Origin of the sequence: Virgisporangium aurantiacum (assembly GCF_016863635.1) — a bacterium.
GTDB classification, from domain to species: Bacteria; Actinomycetota; Actinomycetes; order Mycobacteriales; family Micromonosporaceae; genus Virgisporangium; species Virgisporangium aurantiacum.
Genome location: NZ_BOPG01000100.1, coordinates 1 through 16,022 on the forward strand (window position 1 = coordinate 1; position 16,022 = coordinate 16,022).

General features: G+C 68.3%; 13 protein-coding genes. 4 read left to right on the forward strand and 9 right to left on the reverse strand.

All coding sequences use genetic code 11. From position 1 onward, the window contains the following. Nucleotides 1-233: 233 nt before the first annotated feature. Nucleotides 234-905, forward strand: a complete 672-nt coding sequence (locus Vau01_RS55460; protein WP_204010506.1) for a BON domain-containing protein — start codon at nucleotides 234-236, stop codon at nucleotides 903-905. A gap of 427 nt (nucleotides 906-1,332) precedes the next feature. On the opposite strand, the gene Vau01_RS55465 is transcribed toward Vau01_RS55460, so the two are convergent. From Vau01_RS55465 to Vau01_RS55495, 7 genes are read right to left on the reverse strand one after another with little or no spacing between them, the layout of a single operon-like run. Beyond that, nucleotides 1,333-2,559: an iron-containing alcohol dehydrogenase gene (locus tag Vau01_RS55465; RefSeq protein ID WP_204010508.1), complete on the reverse strand. Its 1,227-nt coding sequence runs from the start codon at nucleotides 2,557-2,559 to the stop codon at nucleotides 1,333-1,335. A gap of 45 nt (nucleotides 2,560-2,604) precedes the next feature. After that, nucleotides 2,605-4,065, reverse strand: a complete 1,461-nt coding sequence (locus tag Vau01_RS55470; protein ID WP_204010510.1) for an NAD-dependent succinate-semialdehyde dehydrogenase — start codon at nucleotides 4,063-4,065, stop codon at nucleotides 2,605-2,607. Nucleotides 4,066-4,069: 4 nt separating this feature from the next. Further along, nucleotides 4,070-5,146 (reverse strand): ABC transporter ATP-binding protein, encoded by a 1,077-nt coding sequence (locus Vau01_RS55475; RefSeq protein WP_204010512.1) that lies wholly within the window; start codon nucleotides 5,144-5,146, stop codon nucleotides 4,070-4,072. Next, the gene (locus tag Vau01_RS55480; RefSeq protein WP_204010529.1) at nucleotides 5,146-6,213 is read right to left on the reverse strand and encodes an ABC transporter ATP-binding protein; all 1,068 of its coding nucleotides are present in this window, start codon (nucleotides 6,211-6,213) and stop codon (nucleotides 5,146-5,148) included. Before Vau01_RS55480 ends, Vau01_RS55475 begins: the two co-directional genes overlap by 1 nt. Then, entirely contained in the window at nucleotides 6,213-7,124 is a 912-nt protein-coding gene (locus Vau01_RS55485; protein WP_204010532.1) for a carbohydrate ABC transporter permease, read from the reverse strand. Before Vau01_RS55485 ends, Vau01_RS55480 begins: the two co-directional genes overlap by 1 nt. Next, entirely contained in the window at nucleotides 7,124-8,074 is a 951-nt protein-coding gene (locus Vau01_RS55490; RefSeq protein ID WP_204010535.1) for a carbohydrate ABC transporter permease, read from the reverse strand. The genes Vau01_RS55485 and Vau01_RS55490 overlap by 1 nt, the downstream gene beginning before the upstream one ends. Beyond that, nucleotides 8,071-9,450, reverse strand: coding sequence for an extracellular solute-binding protein (locus Vau01_RS55495; protein WP_239152800.1), 1,380 nt, complete (start codon nucleotides 9,448-9,450; stop codon nucleotides 8,071-8,073). The genes Vau01_RS55490 and Vau01_RS55495 overlap by 4 nt, the downstream gene beginning before the upstream one ends. A gap of 327 nt (nucleotides 9,451-9,777) precedes the next feature. Here Vau01_RS55495 and Vau01_RS55500 point away from each other — a divergent pair, with 327 nt between their 5' ends. From Vau01_RS55500 to Vau01_RS55510, 3 genes are all read left to right on the forward strand, one after another. Continuing rightward, entirely contained in the window at nucleotides 9,778-10,518 is a 741-nt protein-coding gene (locus Vau01_RS55500; RefSeq protein ID WP_239152801.1) for a GntR family transcriptional regulator, read from the forward strand. Nucleotides 10,519-10,603: 85 nt separating this feature from the next. Further along, entirely contained in the window at nucleotides 10,604-11,173 is a 570-nt protein-coding gene (locus tag Vau01_RS55505) for a DJ-1/PfpI family protein (protein WP_204010568.1), read from the forward strand. 37 nt (nucleotides 11,174-11,210) lie between these two features. Further along, entirely contained in the window at nucleotides 11,211-12,032 is an 822-nt protein-coding gene (locus Vau01_RS55510; protein WP_204010571.1) for an alpha/beta fold hydrolase, read from the forward strand. 95 nt (nucleotides 12,033-12,127) lie between these two features. On the opposite strand, the gene Vau01_RS55515 is transcribed toward Vau01_RS55510, so the two are convergent. Together Vau01_RS55515 and Vau01_RS55520 are read right to left on the reverse strand one after the other, a co-directional pair. After that, nucleotides 12,128-14,605, reverse strand: a complete 2,478-nt coding sequence (locus tag Vau01_RS55515; protein ID WP_204010574.1) for a non-reducing end alpha-L-arabinofuranosidase family hydrolase — start codon at nucleotides 14,603-14,605, stop codon at nucleotides 12,128-12,130. Between the two features lie 72 nt (nucleotides 14,606-14,677). Continuing rightward, a complete protein-coding gene (locus tag Vau01_RS55520) occupies nucleotides 14,678-15,967 on the reverse strand; it encodes a ricin-type beta-trefoil lectin domain protein (RefSeq protein ID WP_204010697.1) in 1,290 nt (429 codons plus the stop codon). Nucleotides 15,968-16,022: the final 55 nt, after the last annotated feature.

Sequence of the window (16,022 nt, forward strand, 5' to 3'; positions counted from 1 at the left end):
AATGCCGCAAGCCTGCGCATCAGGTCCGCCGCCGCCCCGGGCGCGGCCACGAGGCACAGGACGACGGGCGAGGATGCCGCCTCGTCGCGCTGTTCCGATTCCGACGGGCGGGCGCCACTCATCGGCACAGTGTCCCAGAACGGGCGCCTCCACAATCACCCCGCAAGGGCTAGCCCGGATCACCCGAACGCGACAGATAGTCGTGGAAAGCCACACGACATGGAGGACTCCGGATGACTTCGGCAACGACAACACTGACCGATGAACAGATTCAGCGTGAGGTACTCGCGGAGCTGAAGTGGGACTCGCGGCTACAGCCGAACGAGATCGGCGTGGCGGTGAAGGACGGAGTCGTGACACTGACCGGGACGGTCGACTCCTTCGTCAAGAAGTGGGCGGCGGAGAACGCGGCGCAACGGGTGCGCGGGGTTCAGGCGATCGCGAACGACATCGAGGTGCGGCTGACGGGCGACGACCGGCGCACCGACTCCGACATCGCGTCCGCGGCGGCCCGCGCGCTCGAATGGGACGGTCTCGTCCCCGACGGCGCCGTCAAGGTCACGGTGTCGGACGGCTGGGTCACGCTGCGCGGAACCGTGGAGTGGGAGTACCAGCGGCGCGCCGCGGAACGGGCGGTCCGCGCGCTGCCCGGCGTGTCGGGGATCAGCAACCTCGTCACGGTACGGCCGCGGTCCACGCCGAGCGACCTGAAGCAGAAGATCAAGGATGCCCTGATCCGCAGCGCCGCAACCGACGCCCAGTCGATCGAGATCACGATCGACGGCGACCGCGTCATCCTCGACGGCACCGTCCGGTCCTGGGCCGAGAAACACGAAGCGGAGCGGGTCGCCTGGTCAGCACCGGGAATCACCGCCGTCCAGAACCGGATCGTGGTCCGACCGTGACCCCGCGGCGGTGACAGCGATTCCACATCGTCAACGTCTGCGGGTGCCCCCGGCATCGAGAATCTGACCCACAACGGATAGTCCCGGCTCACCTCCACGCGGACGGTTGGGCCGACCGGTGAACCGTATCGGGAGGACCGAATGACGAGTCACCGTGTTTGATCCGTTTGATCATCCCGGGCTCCCCGTCGACCGTCATGGCCGGCACTGGCACGAGCTCGATGTCGAGCCGGTCGACGTGCGGGCGGCCGACTCCGACACGCGCTGTCGAGTGAGCACGATGGAGGGGATCGAGGCGGCCTCCGCGCTGTTCGACCGGCGGCTCGTACAGCGCTGTCCCGACGTCGACTCGCGCCAGGTGGTCGGGCGCCTGGGTACGGCCGCGCCGTCCCCAATCGTGCGTGCGCCAGGTCATGCGAAAGGACCGTCACTGGTTCAGGACGTGTCGAGTCCGGTCCCCGGTCCAGGCCGCTTCGAGGATCGCGGTCAGGCTGGCGGTGTCGGTCGGGCCTGGATGGTTCTGGATCAATCGGGTGATGCCACCGGCCGTCTCCGCGAAGCGCGGGAGGTCGGCGCGTGCCACGCCGATGTCCGCCAAGGTGGAAGGGATGCCGATGTCGGCTAGCAGCCCGTCGAGCCAGGTGAGGAACGTATCCGCGGCCTCGGCATCGGAGGCGTCGGCCACGTCGAGCCCGCACACCCCGGCGAGAATGGTCAACCGGTCGCCGATGGCATCCCTGGCCGCGTCCAGCGCGTAGGGCAGCAGCAGCCCGACGCCCAGACCGTGCGGCGTGTGGGTGGCCGCGCCGACGAGGTACTGCAGGGCGTGCGGGGCCCCGTTGCCGGCGTGGGAGAACGCGAGCCCGGCGAGCATGGATCCGTAGGACATGTCCGCGCGTGCGTCCTTGTCGCCTCCGTCGCTGACGGCACGGCGCAGGCTGCGGGCGATCCGCTCCGCGGCCAGCAGCGCGTAGTGATCGGTGACCGGGTTGCGACCGAGGAAGACCTGCTCCACCGGGTCGCGCGGTCCGTGGACGCGGGGTCGCGCGATGTAGCTCTCCACCGCGTGGCACAAGGCGTCGATGCCGGAGTGGGCGGTGACCGTCACCGGGCAGGAGTAGGTGAGCTCGGGGTCGACGATGGCGAAGTCGGGCACGAGGTGGACGCTGGAGACCCCCACCTTCAGCTCGCGGTCCGGGTCGGTCAACACCGAGACCGGCGTGAGCTCGGAGCCGGTGCCCGACGTCGTCGGAACCGCGACGAGAGGAATCGTCGGCCCCGGCACCTTCGCCTCGCCGTAGTAGTCGCGCGGCGTCCCGCCGTGGCGCCGGATGACGCCGACGATCTTGGCGAGGTCGATCACGGAGCCGCCGCCGATGGCGAGGATGACGTCGGCGTCGACCTCTGCGGCGACCGAGACGGCCACCGCGACATTGTCTATCGGCACGTCCGGAACCGCGTCGGCGAACACCCCGACGACCTCGACCTTCTCCCGCACTGCGGCCACGATCCCGGCCACGCCCGGCTGCTCCAGAAGAACCCGGTCGGTCACGACGAGGACTCGCGAGCCACACTCGGCCACCACCCGTGGGATGTTCTGCGCGACCCCTTCGCCCACTATCAGCTGGCGCGGTCCGCGGACGGTCTCAAGCATGTCCGTGCCTCTCAGGAACGTCGGTGGCGAGGTGCAGGAGGCCGGTCACGAAAGGTCGATCGCCGCGTAGGTGACGTCGAGGTACTCGAGGATGCCCTCGTGCGACCCCTCCTTGCCGATCCCGGATTGCTTCACGCCTCCGAACGGAGCCGACGGGTCCGAGATCAGACCACGGTTGATGCCGAGCATCCCCGTCTCCAGCCCTTCGGCGAACCGGAGCGCCCGCTGGAGGTCACGGGTGAAGACGTATCCGGCCAGGCCGTGCTCGGTGTCGTTGGCCTTCGCCATCACCTCGTCGTCGGACGTGAACGAGATGATCGGCGCCACCGGGCCGAAGATCTCCGCGTCCAGCATCCGTGCGTCTTCGGGCACGTCGACGAGGACCGTCGGCGGGTAGAAGTGGCCCGGCCCATCCGGACGCTCGCCGCCCACCAGGACACGGGCGCCTCGGTCGACCGCGTCGGCGACGAGCTCGTCGATCTTGGTGACCGAGGCCTCGTCGATCAGCGCCCCGACGTCCACACCGTCGTCGAGACCGTGGCCCACCGAAAGCGCGCCCATCCGCTCGGCGAAGCGCGCCGTGAACTCCTCGCGCACCGGCTCCTCGACATAGATCCGGTTGGCCGCGATGCAGGACTCCCCGATGTTGCGCATCTTGGCCACCATGGCGCCGTCGAGCGCGACGTCCAGGTCCGCGTCGGCACACACGATCAAGGCCGCGTTGCCGCCGAGTTCCATGGAGGTGCGCAGCACGTTGTCCGCCGCCTGTCGCAGCAGCACGCGCCCGACCTCGGTCGACCCGGTGAACGAGAGCTTGCGGGTCCGGCGGTCGGCCAGCAGTGCGGAGACCACCTCGCCGGGACGCTTGGTCGTCACCACGTTGACGACGCCTGGGGGAACGCCGACCTCCTCCATGACGCGGGCCAGGAACAGCATCGTCAGTGGCGTCTGAGCCGCTGGCTTGGTGATCGTCGTGCAGCCCGCCGCCAGCGCAGGAGCGATCTTGCGGGCACCCATGGCCAACGGAAAGTTCCAGGGCGTCACGAAGACACACGGTCCCACCGGCTTCGGCACGGTGAGGATGCGATATCCACCAGCGGGAGCGGTGTTGTAGCGCCCTTCGACGCGCACCGCCTCCTCGGCGAACCAACGGAAGAACTCGGCGCCGTAGGCCACCTCTGCCCGCGCCTGGGCGAGCGGCTTGCCCATCTCGAGGGTTATGAGCCGGGCGACCTCCTCGGATCGCCCGGTCAGTGCCCGGTACGTCGCGGTCAACAACTCTGACCGTTGTCGGGGCGGGGTCGCCGCCCACTCCGCCATTGCCTTGCTCGCCACGTCCAGAGCGGCGAGCCCGTCGACGACGTCGGCGTCCGCCACCTCGGCGATGGTCCTGCCGGTGGCCGGGTCCTCGACGGCAAAGGTGGCTCCGCCGGCGGCGTCGCGCCAGGCGTCGCCGATCCGGAGCCGCCGGTGCTCGGGGGCCAGGACATTCATCGGGTCACTCATCGCGTCACCTCCCGGCCTCGGACAGCGCGAGCCCGGTGTCCGCATCGAACAGGTGCGCACGATCCAGGTCGACCGTGACGAGCAGCCGCTCGCCCGGCGTACCGGTGACCGTGGGTCGAGCCTTGACCTTGAGCATTTCCGTGCCCACCCGGACATCGATGACCGTTCGGTCACCGAGCGGCTCGAGTGCGTAGAGCTCACCCGCCAACGACGCGTTCCCACGCTGCTCCACCGACAGGTCCTCCGCGCGCACGCCCAGCAGCAGCTGACGACCGTCCTCCGCCGTGGTCCAGCGGGGCCGCGGCAGCGTCCAACCCTGCGCCCCGACCAGACGATCTCCCTCGGCGTGGCAGGCGAGCAGGCTGATCCGCGGGCTTCCGACGAAGCCTGCGACCCACCGGTTGGCCGGACGCTCGTACACCTCGGTGGGCGTTCCGACCTGTTGCACCGTCCCCTCCTTGAGGACCGCGACCTGGTCGGCCATGGACAGGGCCTCGACCTGGTCGTTGGTCACGTAGACGAAGGTCGCCCCGAGGCTGCGGTGGATACGGGTGAGCTCGGTGCGCATCTCGACGCGGAGCTTGAGGTCGAGGTTCGTCAGCGGCTCGTCCATGAGAAACGCGCGTGGGCTACGGACCAGCGCCCGGGCCAGGGCGACGCGCTGCATCTCACCGCCCGACAACTGCGCGGGACGGCGCTGCAGCAGACGTTCGATGTGCAGCAGGCCCGACACCCGCTCGACGGCGGCGGCGACCTCGCTCGACGAACAGCGGCGGGCCCGCAGCGGCGACGCGATGTTCTCGTACGCCGTGTGACGCGGGTAGAGGGCGTAGTTCTGGAAGACCATGGCCAGATCGCGTGCGGCCGGGTCGTCACCGGTCGCGTCCCTGCCGTCCAGGTGCACCGACCCGGCGTCGAGCTTCTCGAGACCGGCGATGGCTCGCAGGGTCGTCGTCTTGCCGGCCCCGGAGGGCCCGAGCACGACGAAGAACGAGCCGTCCGGCACGTCCAGGCTCACCCCGTCCAGGGCCTGGACGTCACCGAAGGACTTGCGCAGCCCGTGCACTGCCACGGTTGCCATCAGGCCACCAGCTCTTCCGTGTTCACGTCGTAGACCGCCGGGGTCCCGCCGCTGTGCCGCAGCCCGACCGGTGCGTCGGCGGCGAAACGGACGGTCGGTGGCATCCGGACCCGTACGTCGCGCTGGCCGCCGTGGTCGATCACGTAGATGATCTCGTCGCCCAGCCCCTCCGCCGCGACGACGCGGGCCGGGACCGAGTGTTCCGCCCCTGGTTCTGTGACCTCCAGCGCCTCCGGCCGGACGCCTGCGACCAGGCCACGGTCGCGCGGCAGGCCCGGCGGTGGCGTGAGGACCAGTCCGCCCTGACCGCGCAGCTTTCCGTCGGCCACCTCCACCTCGATCAGGTTCATCGGCGGCGAGCCGATGAACGCGGCGCAGAAGAGACTCGCCGGACGGTCGTAGACCTCCAGCGGCGTGCCGATCTGCTCGACGCGGCCCTTGTTGAGGATGGCGATCCGGTGACCGAGCGACATCGCCTCGACCTGGTCGTGGGTGACGTAGACCATCGTGGTCCCCAGCTGCCCCTGCAGGTGCTTGATCTCCGTGCGCATGTCCGCCCGCAGCTCCGCGTCCAGATTGGTGAGAGGTTCGTCCATGAGGAACGCGCGCGGTCGCCGCACGAGGGCGCGGGCAAGCGCGACGCGTTGCTGCTCCCCGCCCGACAGCCGGCTCGGTCGCCGGTCGAGGAGCGGACCGAGCCGCATCAGCCGGGCGGCCTCGTCGACGCGCTCGCGCACCTGCGGCTTGGGCAGTCCCTCGGCCCGCAGAGGGAAGGCCAGGTTGTCGCGGACTCTCAGATGCGGGTAGAGAGCGTAGAACTGGAACACCATGGCGATGTCGCGCTCGGCGGGCGGCAGGTCGTTGACCAGTGTGCTGCCGATGCGGATGTCGCCCGTCGTCTGCCTCTCCAAACCGGCGATGGCGCGCAGCGTGGTCGTCTTGCCGCAACCCGACGGGCCGAGCATCACGAACAGCTCGCCGTCGCCGATGGACAGGTCCACATGGTCGACTGCGACCGTCCCGTCCGGGTAGCGCTTGTGCAGGGCGGTGACCTCGATGCCCGCCATCAGCGTCGCACCGCGCCGAGCGTCACACCGGCGACGAGATGCTTGCGCACCAGGTAGGCGAAGACGAGCACCGGCAGGGCGAACACGACGGAGGAGGCGGCCACGAGTCCCCAGTCCACCGTGGTGCCACCGATGAGGCCGGCGATGGCGGGTGGAGCCGTTCGCACCTCGTCGCTGGAGGTGAGGAAGATGGCGAAGACGAACTCGTTCCACGAGAAGATGAGTGAGAAGACCGCCGTCGCGGCGATGCCGGGCACGAGCAGGGGAAGGGTGAATCGCCGGAACGCCTGCAGGCGTGTGTAGCCGTCGAGCATGGCGGCATCCTCGTACTCCGCGGGCACCTCGTCGACGAACCCCTTCATCATCCAGATCGTGAACGGGACGTTGAACGCGGTGTAGATGAGGATCAGGCCGAGCTTGGTGTCGACGAGCCCGATCGCGCGGTACATCAGGAAGATCGGGATCACGACCACCACGGGCGGCATGAAGCGGGTGGACAGGATGAAGAACAGCTGGTCCTTCTTGGCCCTCATGGCGAAGCGTGAATAGGCCCAGGCCGCCGGGACCCCCAGAACGGTGGCGAGCGCCGTGGAGACCCCGGCGACCAGAACGGAGTTGAGGAACGCGACGGACAACGCCGAGCGACCGCCGTCGGAGGAGACGAACACGTCCTTGAAATGGTCCATGGTGAACGTGAAGCCGAAGAACTTGGCCGGGATGGCGTAAACATCCCGGTTCTCCTTGACGGACGTCTCGATCATCCACAGCACCGGAAAGAGCATGACGACGGCCAGGACGGTCAGCAGCGCGACCTCCAGCACGGAACGGCCCCGGCCGCCGAAGCGGCGCGCGGGGCGCGTGCGGTCCCGCACCGGCCCTGTGGACACGGCCTCGTCGACGGAGATGGCCATCAGTCCTCCTTGAGCTTGTTCAAGTAGCGCAGGTAGAACTGCGTAAGGACGATGACGACGAGGACCATGAGGATCCCGTACGCCGAGGCGGTTCCGGTGTTGAAGCCCAGGAACGCGACCTTGTAGACGTGAAACGACAACGTCTCGGTGGAAACCCCCGGACCTCCGCTGGTGAGGATGTACACGAGGTCGAACTGCCGGAAGGCCTCGATGGCCCGGAACAGCACGGCGATGAGGAGCAGCGGCCACACCAGCGGAAGGGTGATGGTGCGGAACTTGAACCACTCCGACGCCCGGTCGATCGAGGCGGCCTCGTACAGGTACTTGGGGACCGCGGTGAGGCCCGCGAGTGCGATGAGCATGATGAACGGCGTCCATTGCCAGGTGTCGACCACGATCAGGGAAAGCAGTGCCGTCCGCTGCCGGGTGAGCCACTCCACCTGCCCCAGGCCGAGCGAGTCGAGCATGCTGTTGACCACGCCGAACTGCGCGTCGAGCATGAACCGCCAGAACAGCCCGACCACCACCGGCGACAGCATCATCGGAACCAGGAACACAGTGGTCAGCAGCCCCCGCCCGCGCGTGCGCCGTGAGATCAGGTAGGCGATGGTGAAACCGAGCACGGTCTGCAGGGTCACCGCTCCGACCACGAAGACCAACGTCGTCAGGAGCCTCTGGTGCACCTGCGCCGACGTCAGGATGGCGGTGTAGTTGCCGAACCAGAGGAAATGGGCGGGCCCCCCTTGTGTGGCCGAGTAGTCGGTGAAGGACAGGTACAACGTCCACAGCAACGGGAACACCGACATTGCGAGCAACAGCAGCATGGCGGGAGAGGTGAAGGCCACGGCGAGCCGGCGGTCGCTCAGGCGGCGCGGCCGACGCCGGGCAGGCGGCGTCGGCGTCGCCGCCTGCCCGGGGCCGTCGGTCGTCAAAGGGGCGGGGCCACTCACAGTCCGCCGCCACCCTTGCGACGGCTGGAGTCGAGCACCTTCTGCTGCTCCTTGGCGATCTCGTCGAGCGCGTCCTTCGGACTCTTCGCGCCGTTGAGGGCCGCGTTCACGTTGGTGTTCTCGATGTTCACGAGCTGCGCGTACTGGGGCACGTTCCACATGTCGCGCATCCGCGGAACCGAGTCGGCGTAGACCTTGTTGAACGGCGAGGCATTGAGGAACTCGGGCGACTGCAGGGCGTCCGTGCGCGACGGCACGCCGCCGGCCGCGGCCCACTTCTTCTGGATGTCGGCCTGCTCGAACCACTTCATGAAGTTCAGAGCCTCCGCCTGGTTCGCCTTGGCGGCGTAGGCCGACACGTGCATTCCCATGCCGCCGAGAGGCACCAGGTTCGTCTTCTGGGTCGGCAGGGTGGCAAAGCCCAGCTTGCCGAGAATCTGCTCCCGCGAGGTGCCCAGCGTCGACTGCTTCGGGTCGAGCAGGCCGCCGCTCGCGGCGATCCACTGGAACGCGATGCATGCCTTGCCCTGGGCGACCGACGCGTTCACCTCGTCGATGAACCAGTTGCCGGAACCCTTGGCGGTCAACGGCTTCATCTTGTTGACCAGGACGTCCATCGCCTCCTGGCCCGCGGCGTCGTTGAGGACGCCCTCGATCTTGCGGTCCTTGGCGTTCCAGAGGTTGCCGCCGTAGACGCCGTTGACCGTGTTGTAGGTGACGGCCGCGGCGTCGGAGCCGTTGGCCTGGTGGAAAGCCAGCCCGCTGACGCCGGGGTTGTCCGCCTGGCATTTCGCGGCGACCGAGATCATCTCGTCCCAGTTCTGCGGCGGCTTGTCGCCGATCAGGTCCTTGCGGTAGATCATCGTCCAGGTGTCGCCGAGCAGCGGCAGGCCGTAGAGGCTGGCGTTCTCGTCGCGCTTGCCGGTCTCCGCCTGGGGGAACTGGCCGTAGGCCGCCAGGAGGTACGGGTTGTAGGCGTTGACGTCGATGTTCTGCTTGACGAAGTCGGTGAGGTCGAGGATGTTGCCGTTCGTGACGGCCTCGCCGATGTGTTGCGAGTCGAGGATCGCGATGTCGAAGTCGGTTTTGCGCGCGGCGAACTGGGTGAACATCGCATCGTGCCAGTTCGCGTTCGGCACCGTGTTGACCTTGATGGTCACGTTCGGCCGCACCTTCTTGTACTCCGCGTTCGCGAAGTCTTCCAGCGCTTTGGCGGGGGGCCACTCGAACCAGATGAAGCTGAGGGTCAGCGGGTCATTGGTGAGCGTCGGGATGGTCGCCGGTGCCTTGGGTGCGCCCGCCTTCGCGTCGTCGTCCTGGCCGCCGCACGCCGCCACGGTGGTGGCCAGCAGCAGGGCCGCCGTCGCGAGCAGCACCTTTCGACCGGGAACGGGCAGTCGTCCTATTCGCTGTGGATACCGCATCGTCCTGCCTGCTTTCTGGGTGGGGACTCCCCGGAGCGTTGCTGCGTGCTTCGCTGAGCGGTCCTTGTGCAGCCGGTGGCGAACCGAGCGGGACGTCGAGCATGCTCGTGGGAGCTTCAGGTGATCGAAATTGAGTGCTGGCGGGTGGATCCGCGATGGTGCAGGATGGCTGGCATCCGTCGCGTTTCCTATACGATTTGAGTGGCCGTCAGCATGCAGCAGCATTGAGATCGATGTCAACAGGTTCGCGAAGACGCACGAAGGAGACCTCACGTCACGATGGATGACGAAGCGATGACGGGGGGCCATGGGGCCATGACGGGCGGACTGCCGGCGGGCAGATCGCGCGGCCGGCTTGCCGACGAGGTGTACGACACGCTGCTCGGACAACTGATGTCGCTACGGATCGAGCCCGGCTCGCGCGTCACGATCGACGTCCTGGCGCGGGAGCTGGGGGTCTCGCAGACGCCGATCCGAGACGCTCTGAACCGCATGGAAGCCGAGGGCCTGGTCGTGCGTGTGCCCCATGCCGGTTACCGCATTCCTCCCCAGATCACCCGGCACCGGTTCGAGGACATCCTCGAGATCCGACTGCTCCTCGAGCCGGCAGCGGCGCGCAGATCCGCCGAGCGCGCGTCCCCGGAGCAGGTGGCCGGCCTGCGACGGATGGTGGAGGAGATGGCGGAACTGGAGCGGGGCAACGGGCTCATGGCCTACGGCGCCTTCGGGCTACGCGACGCGGCCTTTCACGACCTCATCGCCCTGAGCGCGGCGAACCAGGTCATCCGCGAAGCGCTGGCCCGCCTGCACACGCACGTGCACCTGTTCCGGCTTCACCACGACACCCAGGTCACCCACCTGGCCAGGGCCGAGCACGAGCAGGTTCTGGCCGCAATCGCCGCGCGTGACCCCGACGCCGCCGCCTACGCCATGCGTCGGCACATCCTGCGGTCCGGCGAGCGGATCCAACGCTATTTCGACGAGGTCAAGGACGTGGACGGAATGGCGGTAGAGGGTTGACGGGCGGGCCGGGCCCGAGGAATGCTGACCGGATCGGATCGGATCGGATCTGATCCGGTCACCCGCTCGATGCGAGGAGAAGCAGGTGCCCAGAGCGCTGCTCCTGACCGGCGATGCCGCCGAGGAGCTCGACACCATGTATCCCTACTATCGCGTGCAGGAAGGCGGCTGGGACGTCGACGTCTCGTCACGGACGATGCGCGACGTGCAGTTGGTCATCCACGAGTTCGACCCCAACTCCGACGCCTACGTGGAGAAGAACGGCCGGAAGCTACCCGTCGACGTGCCCTGGGCCGAGGTCGACGTCGAGCGCTACGACGCCCTCATCATCCCGGGGGGACGTGCCCCCGAGTGGATCCGGGTCGACGCCCACGTCAGGCGCATCACCGAGCATTTCTTCGCGCGCAACCTCCCGATCGCGCTGGTGTGCCACGGCGCGCAGGTGCCAGCGGTGTACGGGCTGCTGAAGGGTCGGAAGACCGCGTGCTTCCCGCCCATCACCGGTGACATGGAGAACGCGGGCGCGACGGTCATCGACGCCCCTGACGTCGTGGACGGCAACCTCGTCTCCTGCCGGGGGTGGCCCGACATGCCGCAGTTCGGCAGGGCGATGATGGAGGTCTTCTCGAAGTCGGTCGGCTCCGCGTCGCCATGAGCGAGCGCAGCGAGCGAATCACACCTGACCTGCCCCGGTGACGGCACTTCGGACCGTCACGGTCGACGGCTCCCCCGTCCACGTCCTGGAGAGCGGCACCGGGCCCGCGGTCCTGATGCTGCACGGCTCCGGGCCCGGGACGACCGGGTCCGGCGCCTGGGCGACGACGGCGCAGGCGCTGGGCGCGTCCTGGCACGTGGTGGCACCTGACCAGGCGGGGTTCGGTCGGACACCGGTCCCGGCGGGCTCCAGGGGTGGGCTCCGGCTGTGGACGGAGCAGGCCGCGGGTCTGATGGATGCTCTCGGTGTCGAGCATTACGCCGTGGTGGGTCACTCCATGGGCGGTGCCGTGGCGCTGGCGTTGGCAGCCGTGCGTCCCCAGCAGGTCACCCATGTGGTGGCGGTGTCGACAATGGGCGCCCCCGGTGCGCCGCTGTCCGCCGACCTCGACGCGGTCTGGGCCGCCCCCGCCGGCCTGCTCGGGGCCCGGGACATGTTGAGTCGCCTCGTTTTCGACCAGACGCTCGTCACCGAGTCGGCCGTCGATGCCCGTGCGGCCGCGATGCGAGCGGGGGCGGACGCATACGCGTCGTTGTTCCCTCCACCCAGGGCTCGTTGGGCCGACGAGCTTGCCCTCTCGGCGCAGACGCTGGCCGGGGTCCGCGCGCCCGTGCTGCTCGTCCACGGCGCCGAGGACCGGGTCACCCCGATCGGGACGGCGGCCCTGCCCCTGCTCGAACACCTGGCCGATGTCCGTCTGTACGTGCTCGGCCGATGCGGGCACGTGCCGGCGATCGAGCACCCGGACGACTTCAGGCGGGTCCTGTCGTGCTTCCTCCGCCGGGGACGCGGTCACTGATCGCCTCGCCTACCGCGCCGGTCAACGCAGCACGAAGGCCTCCCTGGTTGCCGGAGCGGTTCCGAGACAGCTCCGCTCCGGCAACCGAAGCACACCTAGCGCTGCAGGGTCAGCACACCCGGCCGCCACGGCAGCCGGTTGTAGTCGCCGCCCGCGCTGGGGTCCTTCCCCTGGTAGAGGAGCTGGAGGTTGCACGCGTCGACGGTCTTGGTCTGGTCGGGGTTGGTGCGGACCAGGTCACCGTGGCTGATGTCGTTGGTCCAGGTGGCGCCGCTGTTGGCCCTGCCGGCGAACGGATTACTCTCGGTGGCGGCCTGCGGGGTCCACGACCCGCTGAGGCTGTTGGATGTGAACGACCGGAAGTAGCGCTGCCCCTGGCTTCCGATCGCCTCGACGATCATCAGGTACTGGTTCTGGCCCTGGACCTTGTAGACCTCGACCCCTTCGAACAGGTTGTTGGTGGAGTCGGTCATGATCGTCGTGTAGGTCGAGCCGAAACTGCCCGGGAAGTTCCCGATCGGCATGCTCTGCCGGTAGATCTTGCCGTTGTCGCCGGCGAAGAACAGGTACATGTTCTGGCCGTCGCCGATGACGGTCTGGTCGATCACGCCGTACGGGGCGTCGGGAAGGCTGGCGGTGGACAGCGTCTGTGCCGCGGACCAGCCGTTGGCGTTGGTCGGGTCGCTCGACGTCTTGTAGCTGAACGAGGTCGGCCCCCACTGGTACGCCAGCACCCAGACGTTCCTCGGTGCGAAGTAGAACAGGGTGGGCGCCACCGTTCCCTGGCTCATCCCGTTCTGGGTGGCCGACGCCATGTCGGACCAGTTCGTGAACAGGCCGAAGTTCATCGAGCCGTACGAGCCTGCGCTGTTGACGTTCGACGCGTAGACCAGGTGCCTGCCGTTGTAGACCACGTTGGTGAAGTCCTTGAGCGACAGCCACCCGTTCTGCGGGTTCGCCAGCGCGCCGGTCGACGACCAGCGGTACGTCGACGGAAGAGCACAGCCGCTCGGGGGCGACGAGGACGACGCGGACGGGCCCGACGACGACGGGGGCGTCGACGGGTCGCCCGTGAAGTTGGTCCGCCACTGCTGGTTGGTCTGCCCGTGGCAGTCGTAGAGCTGGACCTGCTGCCCGTTGCCCGTTCCCCACACGTCCAGGCAGCGGCCGGACTGCACGCCGCTGATCGTGCCGTTGGCGTTGATGTTCCACTGCTGGTTGGCCCCGCTGTTGCAGTCCCAGATGATGACGGCGGTGCCGTTGGCCGTCGCGCCGCCGTTGGCGTCCAGGCACTTACTGCCGTACACCCGCAGCTGCTTGGTCGAGGTGTAGGTCCACGTCTGGTTGGTCTGGCCGTGGCAGTCGTAGAGCTGCACGCGCGTGCCGTTTGTCTGCGACGCGTTGGGCACGTCGATGCAACGGTTGGACTGCACTCCGACGATGGTGCCCGAGCCACCCGGCGGGTTGGGTGAGCCGCTCGTCGTCGGGCTCGTCGTCGGGCTCGTCGTCGGGCTCGTCGTCTGCGAGGGCGTCGGGTCGGCGGCGTTGAGGGCGTTGAGCACCGACGTGTAGGCGGGCTTCTTGTTCCCACCGCCGTCGAACAGCAGCGGGCTCTCGCCGGAACGCCATGAGTCGCTGTCCCGCACGCCCCACACCGTGATGCCGATGCAGCGCGGCACGTTCGTGCACGCCTGGGTGAGCCCCGCGTACTGCGACGTCGAGGCATTGGTGACGTCGGCCTCGGTCAGGGCCACGTCCACGCCGAGAGCGGCGAAGCTCGACAGCGTGGTCTGGAAGTTGCCCGGCAGCGAGCTGCCGCCCGTGAAGTGGGTCTGCAGCCCGACGCAGTCGATCGGCACTCCCCGGGACTTGAAGTCCTGGATCATGCGGTAGACGCCCTGGGTCTTGCCGTACGACCAGTTCTCGATGTTGTAGTCGTTGTAGCAGAGCTTCACCGACGGGTCGGCGGCGCGGGCGGTGCGGAACGCCACCTCGATCCAGTCGTTGCCGGTGCCCTGCAGGTTCGACTGACGGCGGCTGCCATCCTCGTTGAACGCCTCGTTGACCACGTCCCAGGCGGCCAGCTTGCCCCGATAGTGACCCATGACCCCGTTGATGTGATCGATCATGGCCTGGCGAAGCGTGGAGCCGGACAGGCTCTGCATCCACCCCGGCTGCTGCGCATGCCAGGCCAGCGTGTGGCCGCGCACCTTCATCCCGCGCTGGGTGGCCCAGTTGTAGATCTGATCACCGGCGTTGAAATTGAACTGCCCGCGCTGGGGCTCGGTGGCGTCGGGTTTCATCTCGTTCTCGGCCGTCACCATGTTGAATTCCCGGCCGGCGATCGTGGTGTATGTCGAGTCGCCGAGCCGACCGGCCGCGATCGCCGTGCCGAAGTACCGATTCGACTGCGCGGCCGCCGCCCCCAGCGTGCTCGCCGCCGCATTCGCCGGCGTCAGCACCGCAACGGTGGCTACCGCCGCGACACCGACCACGCCGGCGAGCAGCGCTCTGGCGGCGAGCGGGGTGTTCCGCCGCGTCCCGCCACGGTGGACGGATGGATCTGTATCCACCTTGACCTCCTTCTCTTGGATTCGTGTTGCCGGACGATCCGCAGCCGGCCGTAGGTGCCACCGGTCATCCAGTCAACGGCGCAGGCTCCACTGCTGGTTGGACCCGCCGTGGCAGGAATACAGCTGGATCCTCGTTCCGTTGGCGGTGCCAGTGCCGACGGCGTCCAGGCACAGTCCCGACTGGACGCCGGTGATGGCGCCGTTGGTGCCCAGATTCCACTGCTGGCTGGCCTGGCCGTTGCAGTCCCAGATCACGGCGGCCGTGCCGTTGCTCGTGCCCTGACCGTTGGCGGCCAGGCACTTGTTGCCGGCGGTCATCAGCTGCCGGTTGGCGGTGTAGGTCCAGCGCTGGTTGGCGCCTCCGTGGCAGTCCCACAACTGCAGCTGGGTGCCGTTCGCGGACGCGGAGCCGGGCACGTCGACGCAGCGACCCGATCCGATGCCCGTGATCATCACGTTGGCCTGGCCCGGCGGCTGGCTGCTCGACGAAGAGCCGCTCGCCGGCGGGGAGCTCGGCGGGGTGCCTCCTTCGAAGGAGGAGATGAACCGCCAGGCCTCCGCCTTGGTCCACGTCCGGGAACCATCGTCACAGCCGGAGCACCCGTCGACCGGGGCGGGTCCGTGTCCCCCGTCGAACGCGGCCCACTGCACCGGATAGCCGGCCCGGCAGGAGTACGTGGTCGTGATGTGCCGGCCGCTGCCCTGCGCGGGCTCCTGAGCGTTCTGCGAGGCGCAGCCGTTGTTACGCAGGAACGTGTCGCGCAGCGACCGCCCCGACGAGATGTTGAGGACGTTGTCCGAAATCCCGTGGATCCCGAAGTATCCGATGGGCTGGGAACCGCCGCTGCAACCCGACAGCTGCGCGCCGGAGTAGACCACGACAGCCCTGAAGACAGTGGGCCGGGCGCAGGCGACGGCGTAGCTCATTCCGCCGCCGTAACTGAATCCCATCGCGAACAGTTGTGTGGTGTCGACGCACAGATCGTTCTGGATCAGTCGGACCATGTCGTCGGTGAACGTGAGGTCCTGGCCGTTGGTGTTGGCCCAGCCGTTGCTGATTCCCTGCGGCGCGACCAGGATGGCGCTGTTGTTCGACTGCTGCTGCATGCCGTAGTAGGACCACGCGGCGCCGCTGCTGCCACCGGAGGCGACATCGTTCATGGTTCCGTTCAGCCAATGGTAGGCGAAGATCAGTCGATGCGGGCGGGTGTTGCTGTAGCCGTCGGGAATCCGCAAGATGAAACTGCGGTTCTGGCCACCGCTCTGGATGGTCTGTGAGCCGTTGCGCAGCGTCGGTGTCTTGCCGCAACCAGCCGTCGGCGCCGCTGACGCGGACGGCCCCGTGACCACCGTGGCGACCATTGCTCCGGTGGCGAGCAGGGTGGCCGCGCCCAGCAGCGCCAGCCACCGCGGCCGG